A 16,197-nucleotide genomic window follows, 5' to 3' on the forward strand; every position below is an offset into this window, starting at 1 on the left:
CAATATGATTTATCCTGATGAAGCAATGCTTTACGCACCGGTTGAATGGCACGACTGTTCCGAAGGTTTCGAGGACATTCGTTATGAAAAATCCACCGACGGTATCGCAAAAATCACCATTAATCGTCCGCAGGTGCGCAATGCCTTCCGTCCTCTGACGGTAAAAGAGATGATCCAGGCGCTGGCGGATGCGCGTTATGACGATAACATCGGCGTAATTATTCTGACTGGCGCAGGCGATAAAGCATTCTGCTCTGGCGGCGATCAGAAAGTGCGCGGCGACTACGGCGGCTATAAAGATGACTCCGGCGTACATCACCTGAACGTGCTGGACTTCCAGCGTCAGATCCGTACCTGTCCGAAACCGGTTGTCGCGATGGTTGCAGGTTACTCCATCGGCGGCGGTCATGTTCTACATATGATGTGCGACCTGACCATTGCGGCTGAAAACGCTATTTTCGGTCAGACTGGTCCGAAAGTTGGTTCCTTCGACGGTGGCTGGGGCGCTTCTTATATGGCTCGCATTGTCGGGCAGAAAAAAGCGCGTGAAATCTGGTTCCTGTGCCGTCAGTACGACGCCAAACAGGCGCTGGATATGGGCCTTGTGAACACCGTTGTACCGCTGGCGGATCTGGAAAAAGAAACCGTCCGCTGGTGTCGCGAAATGCTGCAAAACAGCCCAATGGCACTGCGCTGCCTGAAAGCCGCGCTGAATGCTGACTGTGATGGTCAGGCGGGGCTGCAGGAGCTGGCAGGTAACGCCACCATGCTGTTCTACATGACGGAAGAAGGTCAGGAAGGTCGTAACGCTTTCAACCAGAAACGTCAGCCTGATTTCAGCAAATTCAAACGGAATCCGTAATGCGTAGCGCGCAGGTATACCGCTGGCAGATCCCCATGGACGCGGGGGTGGTTCTGCGCGACAGGCGGTTAAAAACCCGCGACGGGCTGTATGTTTGCCTGCGTGAGGGCGAGCGTGAAGGGTGGGGAGAGATCTCCCCACTGCCGGGTTTCAGTCAGGAAACCTGGGAAGAAGCGCAGAGCGTGCTGCTTTCCTGGGTAAATAACTGGCTGGCAGGTGATTGCGAGCTACCGCAGATGCCTTCCGTCGCCTTTGGTGTGAGCTGTGCGCTGGCGGAGCTTACTGATGCGTTGCCGCAGGCAGCCAATTACCGTGCAGCGCCGCTGTGTAATGGCGATCCCGACGACCTGATCCTCAAACTTGCCGATATGCCTGGTGAGAAAGTGGCGAAGGTCAAAGTGGGATTGTACGAAGCGGTGCGCGACGGCATGGTGGTGAATCTGTTGCTGGAAGCGGTTCCGGATCTGCATTTGCGTCTTGACGCAAATCGCGCCTGGACGCCGCTGAAGGGTCAGCAGTTTGCGAAATACGTCAACCCTGATTACCGCGACCGCATCGCCTTCCTTGAAGAACCGTGCAAAACCCGTGATGATTCGCGCGCGTTTGCCCGTGAAACCGGCATCGCTATTGCCTGGGATGAAAGTCTGCGTGAGGCGGATTTTGCCTTTGTGGCAGAAGAAGGGGTTCGGGCTGTGGTTATCAAGCCCACGCTAACCGGTAGCCTGGAGAAAGTGCGTGAACAGGTGCAGGCAGCCCACGCGCTGGGGCTGACGGCGGTGATCAGTTCTTCCATCGAGTCGAGTTTAGGTTTAACGCAACTGGCGCGGGTTGCCGCCTGGTTAACGCCCGACACTATTCCGGGGCTGGATACGCTGGATCTGATGCAGGCGCAGCAGGTTCGTCGCTGGCCGGGTAGCCCGCTGCCGTTAGTGGAAGTGGATGCACTGGAGCGGCTGCTATGATCTTCTCTGACTGGCCGTGGCGTCACTGGCGGCAAGTGCGGGGAGAAGCCATTGCCTTGCGTCTCAATAACGAGCAACTCAACTGGCGCGAGCTTTGTAGTCGCGTCGATGAGTTGGCTTCGGGTTTTGTGGCGCAGGGTGTGGTTGCAGGCAGCGGGGTGATGTTGCGGGCATGGAATACACCGCAAACGCTGCTCGTCTGGCTGGCGCTACTACAATGTGGGGCGCGAGTTCTGCCCGTAAACCCACAGCTTCCGCAACCGTTGCTTGAGGAATTGTTGCCCAATCTTACTCTGCAATTCGCGTTGGTGCCGGAAGGAGAAAACACGTTTCCGGCGTTAACTTCGCTGCAAATTCAGGTAGGAGAAGGCGCATACGTTGCCTCGTGGCAGCCGCAGCGTTTGTGCTCCATGACCTTAACTTCTGGTTCCACCGGTTTGCCGAAAGCCGCTGTCCATACCTGCCAGGCACACCTTGCCAGTGCGCAAGGTGTGTTATCGCTGATCCCCTTTGGTGAGCACGATGACTGGTTGCTCTCTTTGCCGCTGTTTCATGTTTCCGGTCAGGGGATTTTGTGGCGCTGGTTATACGCTGGCGCGCGGATGACGGTACGCGACAAACAACCGCTGGAACAAATGCTGGCAGGCTGTACTCACGCCTCGCTGGTGCCGACGCAGCTCTGGCGATTGCTGGTAAATCGCAGTTCGGTTTCCCTGAAAGCGGTGTTGCTTGGCGGCGCGGCAATTCCGGTCGAACTGACGGAGCAGGCACGCGGGCAGGGCATTCGTTGCTTTTGCGGCTATGGCCTGACAGAGTTCGCCTCTACGGTGTGTGCGAAAGAAGCCGACGGTCTGGCTGATGTCGGTTTTCCGTTGCCGGGGCGGGAAGTCAAAATCGTCAAGGATGAAGTATGGCTACGGGCTGCCAGCATGGCGGAGGGTTACTGGCGGAACGGACAACTCCGGAATTACCGCAAAACTATCCCCTGCGGATTCATTTAAATAACCGCATTTCATTAAACACTGTGTTTAACTCAGAATAGCTTTACGTTATTCCCGTTTAAAAATACGGTAAATCCCTTTACCAGTATGACCCGTTCCGGAGTCACGGATGTATTGCATCTGTTGTCGGAGATGAATCCTCAGTCTTCCACCTGCAGCGCTATCTGCAGATTTCCCCGGTAGCTGACTGGCACTTCCAGCTCGGCCGGCGCATCCGTTCTTAACTCAACCAGCTTCTGTGCATCAGGTACGGTTATCACCACATCCTCACCCTGCTGTCTGGCGCTGAGTGCCACTCTCTTTCCGTCAACCATCAGGGCCGTCTTCAGGGTGATGCGGGCTTCCCCGTTATCCGGCAGAGCCTGTTTCACCGTGATGTTTGCCAGTCCGCCGGAAGCCGGGCGGCTTTCTGCATGCCGGATTATCAGCTCTGCAGGCAACGGGCTGTTACTGCCTGAGCGGTACAGCACCGGGTCTGTCGGTGTACGTGTCACCTTCACCACACTGTTACCTGACACCTGACCATTCACCACACCCAGATACTGCATTTTCTCGCTGTATTCAGCGGCCAGTGCTAACTGAATACTGAGTGCACTCAGGACCAGGGTGGCTGCCATCATTGTTTTCTTCATTTATTACCCCTCTGTTCCGTGTTCCGGAGGGCGGTTATTTCTGCTCTGCGGTATCTGCTTTCTCAGTTTTTGCTGCTTCCGGTGCAGCTGGTTTCTTCTGGTTAATGGTCCAGGTCTGCAGTTCACCGTAATCATTCAGGGAGTCCACTTTCACCACATTTCCCTTCACCTGCACTTCATCACCCGGCATGAACATCAGCAGTTTCTGTGCCGTCTCGTTATCCGTGGCAATTTTCTTCCCGTTTCCGTCCAGCAGGCTGCCAATCGCAAAAATGTATGGCGTGGTGTTCACCAGCATGGTCCTGCCATCCGGGCGGCTCTGCAGGCTGATGCCTTCTTCTGCCCCCTTGCGGCCTTCAAGCAGTGCCTTCGGACGATAGAACAGCTTCAGCTTCGTGCGCAGCGCCACTGCAATACCGCTTCCCTCCAGAGCCGGCGGAATATCCTGCAGGTTCAGCCAGTACACCGACTCTTTATCCTTCGGCAGATGGTCCGAGGCCATGATGATACGCAGTGTCTGCTGACCATTCGGCTTCACCTTGAAGAAGGACGGCGTAACCACAAAGGTCGGACGGGTGTCCTTCTCCACGATATTGTCCACCCAGGCCTGACCACCAAAGGTACGCTCCCTGTCATTGTTGGTGACCGTGATGGTCAGTGCATCCTTGTCCCCGCGAAAGATATAGCGGGTCTGGTCTGCCGCCAGGGAAGCCATCGCACTCTGACAGGTCATCATCAGCGCCAGAGTCATTCCCAGTGCTTTTGTCACCCGGTTAGTGAAAAACGTCGTTACTGCGTTACGCTTACTCACACGTAATCTCCTGTAGTTTCTCAGTATCCTGCAGTTTCGCCGCAGGTATCCGGCACTGGCCCAGGGTGATATCACCCGGCGCATCCACCGTGTTAATCATCAGCACACCATTGTTGGCCACAAAGCCCAGCGGTGTGTTCTTACTGTCACGTGCCCAGGTTCCCCCCGGCACAAACTCACCGTCACGCTGCTTCACCTGCAGCAGGTAACGCTTAACTTTCAGGGCATCAAACGGCATCCACACCACCGCTTTGTCCGTTGGCACCACCTTCTGACTGGTGTTCGTCAGTTCTGTGCTCAGCGGCAGCGTGCCCGCATCAATCGTCACCGTGTTCCAGTCATAGCTGTTCAGCGGTACCACCAGGTTGCCGTCACTGTCAGTCTGCCCCTCACCGGACGTCACCTTCACTCCGGGTGTATCCTTCACGTTCACCACGGCCACGGTATCCCCGGTCGTGCGGCTGAACATAATGTCCTTCGCCGCCGGAACGGCCAGTACCGAACCACTGACCGAGACAGAACCACTGGTTCCGCCGGAATGAGAGTGGTTCAGGGCACCACTCAGATAAGACCGGTCACCGCTGTACGACGCGTTCAGATAACTGCTGGCACCGCCATCACTGTCACGACCACCGCCCAGACCATAACTGAAACGGTCATTCAGCGAGCCGGACACACCAGTGCTGAAGCCTGTGCCACCGTCTTTACTCGTACTCACCGACGTACTGCTGCTGTAGCGACGGTCAAACAGAGTGAAAGGTACCGATACTGACGCCGATGCAGACCAGTTGTTTTCCCCCCGGGTGTTCCGTGAACCGGACCAGCCCAGGTTAAGACTGACACCCTTAATCTGTGTGCTCAGGGTGCCGGTAATCCCCGTGTCCTTACCGTTGTCATCGCTGTACCGGTAACTCCCGGTCATGGATGCGGGGTAATAACTCCGCTGCCAGCCGGACACCGACAGACTGAACAGACCACCCACCGGCTGACTGACACCGGCATTCCATTCATCCTTCGTCCGGCGACCATGATTTGACTGCGACCACAACTCTGTCGGGTCAAAGGAGGACATATCCTCATATTCCTCACTCTGCCGTGACCAGCTCACCCGCAGTCCGGTGTTCGTCATCTCCAGTTGTTTACTCCAGGATAACTGCACCTTATTTCCGCTGCGGCTGCCATCACGGTATTTCGCCGTGGCATAAGCCCCGTCAGCAGACACCGCCCCCAGGTAACTCAGCCCCAGAACAGCCCCGGCGCTGACGCCCTGCCAGTCCTGGTTAAACACCCCGCCGGTGCGCAGCGTCAGCCCGTCCAGACCGTAACCGTATGACGCCGCAAACACACCGCCTTTCAGGTCACTGTCATCGTCAGGCAAACCGGCTGCCACACTGAACTCGTGCTGCCCCGGACTTAACTGCCCGGCCATCACCGACAACGGGAAGTTCTGTACCTGCTCGCGCCCGTCTTCACCGGTGATTTTCATGGTCACATCACCACTGGTGTACAGCGGCACATCCGTGATGGAGAACGGACCCGCCGGCACCATCTCCGAATGCAGCAACCGCCCGTTCTGTGTCAGCGTCACCCTCGACGGCCCGTTCGCAATGCCGCTGAACACCGGGGTATACCCCAGATTACCCGGTTTCATGCTGTTGTTCCGGCTCAGCGACACGCCGTACGTTCCCGTACTGCCCAGCAGACTGTCCCCGGTGGATGTTTTCCCGACCGCCAGGTCCGCACTCAGTGCGCGGATGGCCCGGGTGGCCGTAAACATGTTTATCGTGGTGGAGTTATCCCCGCTGTCACCGCCACTGGCCGTGGCAGAAGAACTCACCACCCAGCGCCCGATATTGGCTTTCAGGTCCGCTGAGCCAAAGGCCGAGGTGTTATTACGGCCGGTGTTGGCGTTCGCGTTATAGTTCACGCGAAATGCACTGGTCCCGTAATCCCAGTCCACATTCTCCGGCATCTTCACCAGCCCCTTCTGGGGAATGGACAGCGCCAGACTCTGGGTGGAAACATCAAAATCCACCTTCACTGACGGGGCTTTTGTCAGCACATAGCACTGTCGTGTGGCGTCATATCCCTCACGAAAGTAATCTGCACTGACGTAAATCCCGGCCTTCGTCAGCCATACCTCTGTCAGACACAGTTCATTACTGTCCTGTGGTGTCACATCCAGTATCTGTTTCCCGGCCTCTTTCCCGTTCAGGGACAGGTCAACCAGATAACGCCCCGGCGCATAGCTGCCGTTCAGGGCTGCCCAGACTTCCGGATTAACCCCGGCACCACCCTGGATAAAGGACATATCCAGTTTTTCACCTGCAATACCTGTGGCACTGGCAAAAGCAGCTGATACGGCAAGCGCAAGTGCGGCCCGACGGAAAAACACGGACGAAACCGGCTCTGCGACTGCCTTCTTTCCTGCACACACAATCCTTTTCTCCGTTACTGATACGTGACCACAAAGGTCAGCGCCCCCGTGTATTCCCCCGCCTTCACGTTTGCCGGAAACACCGGCTGCGCACGAAAACGGAACTGCCCTTTAGCAGCAAACTCCACCGGGTAATTCACCGAATGACTGTCCTGAGTCAGACGTCCGCGATAATCAGCCTGTGTATCCACTGCCCGCACATCCACGCGAATACCATCACCGGCACCGCGGGTGACCACCCCCCCTGCATCCAGCTGGCCCGGGTTACCAAAATCCAGGGTGGCGACCTGCCCTGCCTTAAAGGCTGAGCAGCCCTGAACCGTGGCACCGGACTCATACAGACGCACAGTGAAATCACGCGGCGGCACAGGCGCCCCTGTGGACTTGCGGTAAGTTCCGAATGTCAACCGGCCACTGTTGCCGGTGCTGTCCGCATCCACCACCACATGACAGGCCGAAGCCACCACGTCAGCACTGAATACGGTTTTCTGAACAGCGGCGTGAGAAACCCCGCCCCCTGCCAGAAGCAGAAGAACTGAAAGCGACATCCGACAATACCCGGAAGCGATACGTCACATTCGGTCTACGGTTTAAAAGATAACGATTACTAAAGGATGGACAGAATACATGAACTTACATGAATATCAGGCAAAACAACTTTTTGCCCGCTATGGCTTACCAGCACCGGTGGGTTATGCCTGTACTACTCCGCGCGAAGCAGAAGAAGCCGCTTCAAAAATCGGTGCCGGTCCGTGGGTAGTGAAATGTCAGGTTCACGCTGGTGGCCGCGGTAAAGCGGGCGGTGTGAAAGTGGTAAACAGCAAAGAAGACATCCGTGCTTTTGCAGAAAACTGGCTGGGCAAGCGTCTGGTAACGTATCAAACAGACGCCAATGGACAACCGGTTAACCAGATTCTGGTTGAAGCGGCGACCGATATCGCGAAAGAGCTGTATCTTGGTGCCGTTGTTGACCGTAGCTCCCGTCGCGTGGTCTTTATGGCCTCCACTGAAGGTGGCGTGGAAATCGAAAAAGTGGCGGAAGAAACCCCGCACCTGATCCATAAAGTTGCGCTTGATCCGCTGACCGGCCCGATGCCGTATCAGGGACGCGAGCTGGCGTTCAAACTGGGTCTGGAAGGTAAACTGGTTCAACAGTTCACCAAAATTTTCATGGGCCTGGCGACCATTTTCCTGGAACGGGATCTGGCGCTGATCGAAATCAACCCGTTGGTTATCACCAAACAGGGCGATCTTATCTGCCTCGACGGCAAACTGGGCGCTGATGGTAACGCACTGTTCCGCCAGCCTGATCTGCGCGAAATGCGCGACCAGTCGCAGGAAGATCCGCGTGAAGCGCAGGCTGCACAGTGGGAACTGAACTACGTAGCGCTGGACGGCAACATCGGTTGTATGGTTAACGGCGCAGGCCTGGCGATGGGCACGATGGACATCGTTAAACTGCACGGCGGTGAACCGGCTAACTTCCTCGATGTTGGCGGTGGTGCAACCAAAGAACGCGTGACCGAAGCATTCAAAATCATCCTCTCTGACGAAAAAGTAAAAGCCGTTCTGGTTAACATCTTTGGCGGTATCGTTCGTTGCGACCTGATTGCTGACGGTATCATCGGCGCGGTAGCAGAAGTGGGTGTTAACGTCCCGGTTGTCGTACGTCTGGAAGGTAACAACGCCGAACTCGGCGCGAAGAAACTGGCTGACAGCGGCCTGAATATTATTGCAGCAAAAGGTCTGACGGATGCAGCTCAGCAGGTTGTTGCCGCAGTGGAGGGGAAATAATGTCCATTTTAATTGATAAAAACACCAAGGTTATCTGCCAGGGCTTTACCGGTAGCCAGGGGACTTTCCACTCTGAACAGGCCATTGCATACGGCACTAAAATGGTGGGCGGCGTAACTCCAGGTAAAGGTGGCACCACCCACCTTGGCCTGCCGGTGTTCAACACCGTGCGTGAAGCAGTAGCTGTCACTGGTGCCACTGCTTCTGTTATCTACGTACCAGCACCGTTCTGCAAAGACTCCATTCTGGAAGCCATCGACGCAGGCATTAAGCTTATCATCACCATCACTGAGGGCATCCCGACGCTGGATATGCTGACCGTGAAAGTGAAACTGGACGAAGCGGGCGTGCGCATGATTGGCCCGAACTGCCCGGGCGTAATCACTCCGGGTGAGTGTAAAATCGGTATCCAGCCGGGCCACATCCATCGCCCTGGTAAAGTGGGTATCGTTTCCCGTTCCGGTACGCTGACTTATGAAGCAGTTAAACAGACCACGGATTACGGTTTCGGTCAGTCTACCTGTGTCGGTATCGGCGGCGATCCGATCCCTGGCTCTAACTTTATCGACATTCTCGAAATGTTCGAAAAAGATCCGCAGACCGAAGCGATCGTGATGATCGGTGAGATCGGCGGTAGCGCCGAAGAAGAAGCGGCTGCGTACATCAAAGAGCACGTCACCAAGCCAGTTGTGGGTTACATTGCCGGTGTGACTGCGCCGAAAGGCAAACGTATGGGTCACGCAGGTGCAATCATTTCCGGTGGTAAAGGGACTGCGGATGAGAAATTTGCTGCCCTGGAAGCCGCAGGCGTGAAAACCGTTCGCAGCCTGGCTGACATCGGTGAAGCACTGAAAACTGTTCTGAAATAAATATCTGTAATAAGAAATAGCCCTCGCCGCGTCCCTCTACAGGAATGGCGAAGGGCTGTCGGTTTCGACATGGTTGGCCATCTTATGATGGCCTTTTTTATGCCTTAAACGTTAACCACGGTCGAAATCTGACTGCTGGTTGAATCAATCCTGTCTCCTGCGGGACTTCGATAAGTGAATCAATATCGCTTATAAGCGACCACCGCTTCTTCTTGATGCCATTTTGTTGAAAATGAAAAATTATATTCTCCAGGGTTCATATTTTTTAATTTTATATGTTTGCCAGTTTTTTCAGTTAGGGTTTGTTATTTTAAGGATGATAAAAATAGAATATGCATTAATGATAACAAGATATGCTCTTATGCTTGAAAATTAATGGTTGTTTTTAAATGTCGCTATATATCAATGTATTATGCTCCTGATACAACGCTGGTTTTTCGGCTATTACGTTAATGATTAGCTGTCGTGAATACGTTTTTGCGAATAATTAAATTACAGACATCTTGCAATCTCATCATATTCATATGTTCAAATGAGAAAATATTTTGCCAACAATATCACTTTTTCCAAAAGTTAAATTAAGCATATTGAATTCGCATACAAAGCGTTGGCAATTTTTTTGAATTTATATTCACGGTGAATATGCTATAGAAATTAAATTCATTAAATGAATTAATAATACGAAATTATAAACAGGAATTATATAAGCCGTTTCTGTATTCATTCGCTCATCTTTCTGGGCGATTACAGCATTTAATTTTATCCAGTAACAGGAGAAGATTCATGAGTAAGCCTTCAGATCCTCGTATTGATACCAGCCGCGTCATCCATGCGCCACAAGGTACTCAACTGCATTGCAAAAACTGGCAGATCGAAGCTGCCTATCGGATGTTGCAGAACAACCTTGATCCAGACGTGGCTGAAAATCCGCAACATCTGGTGGTGTACGGCGGTATTGGCCGCGCGGCACGTAACTGGGAGTGTTTCGACCAGATTCTGGAATCCCTGAAAAATCTGGAACCCGATGAGTCGCTGCTGGTTCAGTCCGGTAAACCCGTTGGTGTATTTAAAACCCATACTGACGCGCCACGTGTGTTGATCGCCAACTCTAACCTGGTGCCGCAATGGGCCAACTGGGATCACTTCAACGAACTCGATCGCAAAGGTCTGTTCATGTATGGACAGATGACCGCCGGTTCGTGGATCTACATTGGTAGCCAGGGCATTGTGCAGGGAACGTTTGAAACCTTTGTTGAGGCGGGGCGTCAGCACTACAACAATTCGCTAAGCGGAAAGTGGATCCTGACTGCGGGTCTGGGTGGCATGGGTGGAGCACAACCGCTGGCGGCGACTCTGGCAGGGGCATGTTCATTAAATATTGAGTGTCAGCAAAGTAGCATCGACTTCCGTCTGCGTACCCGTTATGTCGATAAACAGGCGAAAGATCTCGATGATGCACTGGCGCTGATTAAATACCACACCGAGCGCAAAGACGCCGTTTCTATCGCGCTACTGGGCAATGCGGCAGAAATTGTTCCTGAACTGGTGATACGTGCACGTCAGGGGGCGATCAAACCGGATCTGGTCACTGACCAGACGTCTGCCCACGATCTGATTAACGGCTATTTGCCGATGGGGTGGAGCGTAGAACAATGGCGTGCGGCACAACAAGATCCGCAACAACACGCCAGGCTGCAAAAAGACGCCGCACAAAGTTGTGTGGCGCATGTCCAGGGGATGCTGGACTTCCAGGCGATGGGTGTTCCGGTTGTCGATTATGGCAACAATATCCGTCAGGTAGCCTTCAATGAAGGTCTGCAAAATGCCTTTGATTTCCCGGGCTTTGTCCCTGCTTATATTCGCCCAATGTTCTGTGAAGGCAAAGGCCCGTTCCGTTGGGTAGCGCTGTCTGGTGACCCGGAAGATATCTATAAGACTGATGCCAAAATTAAAGAGCTGTTCCCCAATAACGTGCTGACGCACCGCTGGCTGGATATGGCACGCGAGCGTATTGCTTTCCAGGGCTTGCCTTCACGTATTTGCTGGCTGGGGCTTGGCGAGCGTCACCTGGCGGGGCTGGCATTCAATGAAATGGTACGCAGCGGTGAATTAAAAGCGCCGATTGTGATTGGTCGCGATCATCTTGATACCGGCTCTGTCGCCAGCCCGAACCGCGAAACCGAAAGTATGCTCGATGGCAGTGACGCGGTATCTGACTGGCCGTTGCTCAATGGTCTGCTCAACACGGCGGGCGGGGCAACGTGGGTGTCTCTGCATCATGGCGGCGGCGTTGGGATGGGATATTCCCAGCACGCCGGGATGGTCATTGTTGCTGATGGTAGCGAAGAAGCTGAAAAACGCCTGGCGCGTGTGCTGGTTAATGACTGTGCGTCAGGCGTTATGCGTCACGCTGATGCCGGTTATGAAGCCGCTATTGAATGTGCCAAAAATTATGGTCTGAAATTGCCGATGATTCGCTAAATATTAACGCTGTTATTTAATATTTGCGCTAATACAGGCGGAAAGTAATCCGCCTGTATAACAATAATTATCAAAAAATATTCATTACATCGTCGAAAGAAATATCTCTCGACCCTCTTTTGCTGTTTCAAAAAATGACCTCTCATTTTGCAGGAGACTTTTTCATGGAATCAAGCAGCCCTATCCGCAGTAAAAAACCGGTTTTAGAATCAAATACTATTAACGCCGTTCCTGAGTCCGCTCGCCATGGCGCGCCCTCCAGCCAGTTTACTTTGTGGCTAAGTGCTAACTTACAAATTACCGCCGTGGTGGACGGCGCGTTAGCGATTATTTTTGGCTCTGAAGCCATGTCAGCAATTATTGGTTTATTAATCGGTAATATTATCGGCGGTGCGGTTATGGCATTGCACTCGTCACAGGGGGCAAAGCTGGGATTACCACAGATGATCTCCAGTCGTATTCGCTTTGGTGTCAAAGGGGCGGCGCTACCGTTACTGATGGTGATTATTATGTATCTCGGATTTGCCGCGACGGGTACGGTATTATCCGGTCAGGCGATTAACCGGATATTTGGTTTTGAGTCAGCATCGACCGGAATTATTATTTTCGGTATGCTTACCGCGATGATCGCATTGGTCGGTTATAAACTTATTCACGTCGTTGGCCGTGTTGCAGGGATATTAAGTATTCTGGGGTTTATTTACCTGGCCACTCAACTTAGCGGTCACTACGATGTGGCTGCGGCATTTGGTCAAAAGCCATTTAGCTTATCGGTGTTCTTATTAACGATTGCGCTCTCAGCCGGATGGCAATTAACGTTTGCACCATACGCCTCTGATTATTCCCGCTATTTACCCTCTGATACACCAGCAAAATCAATCTTCTTTGCCACCTTTCTGGGTACCACGCTTGGCGCGCAATGTGCCATGACTTTTGGCGTTCTTGTTTCTGCTTGCGGTGCTAACTTCCTGAAAGATCAGGTTGGTTTTATGGGCGATTTAGCCGGACCAACGTTTGCCATTCTGATTTATACGGTGATTGTTTGCGGCAAACTGACGGTTAACTGTTTGAATGCCTACGGCGGCTTTATGTCGATTCTGGCGACCGTCAGTGCCTTTAATAATCGCAGTCAGGTTTCACAGCGTGTTCGCGCTGCTTACGTTGTGGGCTTCGTGCTGTTGTCGATGGTCGTTGCGTTGGCGGCCAGCGCCGATTTCTTAAATAATTTCAAAAACTTTGTTCTGCTGCTGTTGACGGTATTTGTTCCGTGGAGCGCCATCAATCTCATCGACTACTACTTCATCTCACAAGGTAAAACCGATATTCCGGCACTCTATACCCCGGATGGACGCTATGGCGCGTATAACAAAACCGCGTTGGTTTGCTACGGAATTGGTGTGCTGGTGCAGATCCCCTTCCTGAATCAAAAACTGTATCAGGGGCCCATTTCTGTACTGATGGACGGGGCGGATATTTCCTGGATTATCGGTTTGTTAATGACTGCCGTTATCTATTACCCGTGGGCGAAACGCACCACCAATGTCCCTGCCCAGACTATTTATCCCGAGTCGTAATATGGACGTGATGCTGATATCTGCAATGGATAAGCCCTTGCAACCGTGGCGCAACGGCGGGGGTTTTACCCGACAACTGCATGCCTGGCCTGATGATGAAAACTGGCTGTTACGCATCAGTATGGCCAATGTCAGCCAGGACGGTCCTTTTTCGGCGTGGCCAGGCGTGGTACGTGGTCTCGCGATCCTCGATGGGGAAGGGGTGAAACTGACGTTTGTCGATTCGATCATCAACCTGCAACGTCACGATCCCGCCTTAATTTTCCCAGGTGAAGCGATGCCGGATTGCCAGTTGCTGGGCGGGACTGTTCGCGATCTCAATGTCATGGCGCGGGAAGCTGATGTGGGGATGTTGCGGGTGCAAAGTGCCGTTGACTGGCTCCCTCCGTCACTCGCGCAAGCGGGGCTGTTCACGTTGTGTGACGGGGAGTGGATAAGCGGCGAGAAGAGGACGTTTGTAGCTACGAATACGCTGTTATGGCTGGCTCAGTCTGATGGCAAGCCCTGGCGTTTCGAACCACAGCAAAAAGTTTCTGCCGATGAACTGGCAGGCTGGTGGCTTTATTATTTACGAGGGGAAAAATCCTTATGAGTGCATTAACCCTCTGGCGAAATATCACGCTGGCGACGCTTTCCGCTAACGATTGGGGAGTGATTGAAAATGGTGCATTAATCAGCCGTGGCGACACTATTGTTTGGCTTGGCAAGGCCACGCAGATCCCTCGCGAACTGACGGCTGACATTACAGAGGAACACGACCTGCAGGGTAAGTTGCTGACACCCGGCCTGGTGGATTGCCATACGCATCTGGTGTATGGCGGCCAGCGGGCGAATGAGTTTGAGATGCGGCTGCAAGGCGTGGCTTATGAAGATATCGCCAGAGCGGGCGGCGGGATCTTATCTACCGTCAATGCCACGCGGGCGGCCAGCGAAACGCAACTGTTTGAACTGGCGGCGCAGCGACTACAAAACTGGTTGCGTGAAGGCGTCAGTACGCTGGAAATAAAATCCGGTTATGGCTTGACGCTGGAAGATGAAGCGCGCTGTTTGCGCGTCATTCGCCGCTTACAGGAATCTACCGGGTTACGTATTCAGTCTACTTTTCTTGGGGCGCACAGTTTACCGCCAGAGTTTGCCGGACGCAGTGATGATTACATTACAGCACTTTGCGACTGGATGGGCGTCCTGCATGGACAGGGGCTGATTGATGCAGTTGATGCTTTTTGTGAAAACATCGCCTTTAGCCCAGACCAGGTACGGCGCGTTTTCAGTAAAGCGCAACACTATGGATTGCCTGTAAAACTGCATGCCGAACAGCTTTCTGACCAGCAAGGCGCTGCGCTGGCGGCGGCGTTTTCTGCACTCTCCTGCGATCATCTGGAATACCTGAGCGAGTCGGGGATCGTTGCCATGAAAGCGGCCGGAACGGTGGCGGTTCTGCTCCCCGGGGCCTATTACTTCCTGCGCGAAACCCATCTACCGCCGATTGCCGCTTTGCGGGCAGCGGGCGTGCCAATTGCCATCTCCACGGACCATAACCCCGGAACGTCTCCCAATATGTCATTGCCATTGATGATCAATATGGCCTGTACGCTGTTCCGCATGACACCGCTGGAAGCCGTTCAGGGCGTTACGCGTAATGCGGCAAAGGCACTTGGACTTATTGATCGGGGGGAACTTGCGCCGGGGTTACGGGCGGATATGGCGGTCTGGGATCTAAATCATCCACGTGAACTGGCCTATTGGTTTGGGCACCAGCCTTGTCAGGGGCTGATTGTCGGTGGAAAAAGGAGTTGGTAATGAAGCAAACATTTTTGCCGTGGAGTGGGCGTGTTGACTCGCAGGAAACCGGCGTCAGCACTCGCTGGCATCAGCATGTGCAACCGTTTAGTGAACAAAGCCTTGGAGGCTGTACGCTGATAGGTTTTGCCGTTGATGACGGCGTACAACGTAACGGTGGGCGAACGGGCGCAGCAGGTGGGCCGGGTGCATTACGCAGCATATTGGGCAATATGCCGGTGCTCAATGAAGACGCTATTTTTGATATGGGCGATGTGCAAAGTGAGGAACAGGCGCTGGAATCCGCACAAAACTGTCTGGCGACAAACGTTGCCACGGTCATTGCGCGTAACAGTTTTCCGCTGGTTCTGGGCGGTGGTCATGAAGTGGCGTGGGGAACATTTCAGGGGATTATGCAGTCGCGCCCTGATATCCAGCGACTGCTGATTATCAACCTTGACGCGCATTTTGATTTACGGATGGCTGAAAAGGCCAATTCAGGTACGCCATTTCGCCAGATGCAGGAGTGGAACACGCAGCATGGCAAACCATTTAGTTATCGTGTGCTGGGAATAAGCCGTTTTGCCAATACTCAGGCGTTATTTGATCGCGCTGATAGCCTCGGCGTGCGTTATTGGCTGGACGAATCTCTGCAATTTGAAAGCGATTTGCATGAGGTTATTAATGCGCTCTCGGCAGATATTCAGGCGTGTGACGCTATTTATTTAACGATTTGTCTCGATGTCCTACCGGGGTATCAGGCTCCCGGCGTTTCTGCGCCATCACCGTTAGGCGTGCCGTTAAATATTACTGAAGCCATTGTGAATTTAATCGCCGGTAGCGAGAAGTTGATTGCTGCGGATATTGCCGAACTTAACCCGGAACTGGATCGCGATAATTTGACTGCGAAAGTTGCCGCTCGCCTGGTGACCAGCATTGTTCGGCGGGGGAAAAAGATAAGACAAATTAAGACGTTGTCGCAGTAACCCGTTGTT

General features: G+C 53.4%; 13 protein-coding genes and 1 pseudogene. 10 read left to right on the top strand and 4 right to left on the bottom strand.

Going from position 1 to position 16,197, the window contains the following annotated elements:
- Window positions 1-4 precede the first annotated feature (4 nt).
- From menB to menE, 3 genes and pseudogenes are all read left to right on the top strand, one after another.
- Window positions 5-862, top strand: coding sequence for a 1,4-dihydroxy-2-naphthoyl-CoA synthase (menB, locus tag ESM_RS0106415; protein WP_000640000.1), 858 nt, complete (start codon window positions 5-7; stop codon window positions 860-862).
- Window positions 862-1,824 (top strand): o-succinylbenzoate synthase, encoded by a 963-nt coding sequence (gene menC, locus ESM_RS0106420; protein ID WP_001255642.1) that lies wholly within the window; start codon window positions 862-864, stop codon window positions 1,822-1,824. The genes menB and menC overlap by 1 nt, the downstream gene beginning before the upstream one ends.
- Window positions 1,821-2,786: pseudogene (menE, locus tag ESM_RS01000000124210) on the top strand (o-succinylbenzoate--CoA ligase); the annotation flags it as partial. The gene menC and the pseudogene menE, both read left to right, overlap by 4 nt.
- A 179-nt stretch (window positions 2,787-2,965) precedes the next feature.
- Here the strand turns inward: menE and faeF are convergent.
- Genes faeF through ESM_RS0106445 form a run of 4 tightly spaced genes read right to left on the bottom strand, consistent with a single transcriptional unit; the run spans window position 2,966 to window position 7,253 of the window.
- Entirely contained in the window at window positions 2,966-3,457 is a 492-nt protein-coding gene (gene faeF, locus ESM_RS0106430; RefSeq protein ID WP_000753464.1) for a F4 (K88) fimbria minor subunit FaeF, read from the bottom strand.
- A 34-nt stretch (window positions 3,458-3,491) separates the two neighbouring features.
- A complete protein-coding gene (faeE, locus tag ESM_RS0106435) occupies window positions 3,492-4,268 on the bottom strand; it encodes a F4 (K88) fimbrial chaperone FaeE (RefSeq protein WP_000044492.1) in 777 nt (258 codons plus the stop codon).
- A complete protein-coding gene (gene faeD, locus ESM_RS0106440) occupies window positions 4,261-6,705 on the bottom strand; it encodes a F4 (K88) fimbrial usher FaeD (RefSeq protein WP_010377017.1) in 2,445 nt (814 codons plus the stop codon). The genes faeE and faeD overlap by 8 nt, the downstream gene beginning before the upstream one ends.
- A 14-nt stretch (window positions 6,706-6,719) precedes the next feature.
- Window positions 6,720-7,253: a fimbrial protein gene (locus tag ESM_RS0106445; protein WP_000059484.1), complete on the bottom strand. Its 534-nt coding sequence runs from the start codon at window positions 7,251-7,253 to the stop codon at window positions 6,720-6,722.
- A gap of 79 nt (window positions 7,254-7,332) precedes the next feature.
- Between ESM_RS0106445 and sucC the strand changes: the two genes are divergently transcribed.
- The 7 genes from sucC to hutG all read left to right on the top strand — a co-directional run bounded on the left by sucC (window position 7,333) and on the right by hutG (window position 16,188).
- On the top strand, window positions 7,333-8,499 hold the full coding sequence (gene sucC / locus ESM_RS0106450; RefSeq protein WP_001048605.1) for an ADP-forming succinate--CoA ligase subunit beta: 1,167 nt from the start codon (window positions 7,333-7,335) through the stop codon (window positions 8,497-8,499).
- Window positions 8,499-9,368, top strand: a complete 870-nt coding sequence (gene sucD / locus ESM_RS0106455) for a succinate--CoA ligase subunit alpha (protein ID WP_000025465.1) — start codon at window positions 8,499-8,501, stop codon at window positions 9,366-9,368. The genes sucC and sucD overlap by 1 nt, the downstream gene beginning before the upstream one ends.
- A 783-nt stretch (window positions 9,369-10,151) precedes the next feature.
- Window positions 10,152-11,849 carry a urocanate hydratase gene (hutU, locus tag ESM_RS0106460; protein ID WP_000042923.1) on the top strand — a complete coding sequence of 566 codons (1,698 nt, stop codon included), beginning with the start codon at window positions 10,152-10,154 and terminating at the stop codon, window positions 11,847-11,849.
- Window positions 11,850-12,013: 164 nt separating this feature from the next.
- On the top strand, window positions 12,014-13,423 hold the full coding sequence (locus ESM_RS0106465; protein WP_000446074.1) for a purine-cytosine permease family protein: 1,410 nt from the start codon (window positions 12,014-12,016) through the stop codon (window positions 13,421-13,423).
- A 25-nt stretch (window positions 13,424-13,448) separates the two neighbouring features.
- Window positions 13,449-14,015 carry a HutD/Ves family protein gene (locus ESM_RS0106470; protein ID WP_237708210.1) on the top strand — a complete coding sequence of 189 codons (567 nt, stop codon included), beginning with the start codon at window positions 13,449-13,451 and terminating at the stop codon, window positions 14,013-14,015.
- Window positions 14,012-15,223 (top strand): imidazolonepropionase, encoded by a 1,212-nt coding sequence (hutI, locus tag ESM_RS0106475; RefSeq protein ID WP_001275368.1) that lies wholly within the window; start codon window positions 14,012-14,014, stop codon window positions 15,221-15,223. The genes ESM_RS0106470 and hutI overlap by 4 nt, the downstream gene beginning before the upstream one ends.
- Window positions 15,223-16,188 carry a formimidoylglutamase gene (gene hutG, locus ESM_RS0106480; RefSeq protein WP_000814581.1) on the top strand — a complete coding sequence of 322 codons (966 nt, stop codon included), beginning with the start codon at window positions 15,223-15,225 and terminating at the stop codon, window positions 16,186-16,188. Before hutI ends, hutG begins: the two co-directional genes overlap by 1 nt.
- The last annotated feature ends 9 nt before the right edge of the window (window positions 16,189-16,197 follow it).

Source organism: Escherichia sp. TW09308, assembly GCF_000208565.1.
GTDB lineage: Bacteria > Pseudomonadota > Gammaproteobacteria > Enterobacterales > Enterobacteriaceae > Escherichia > Escherichia marmotae.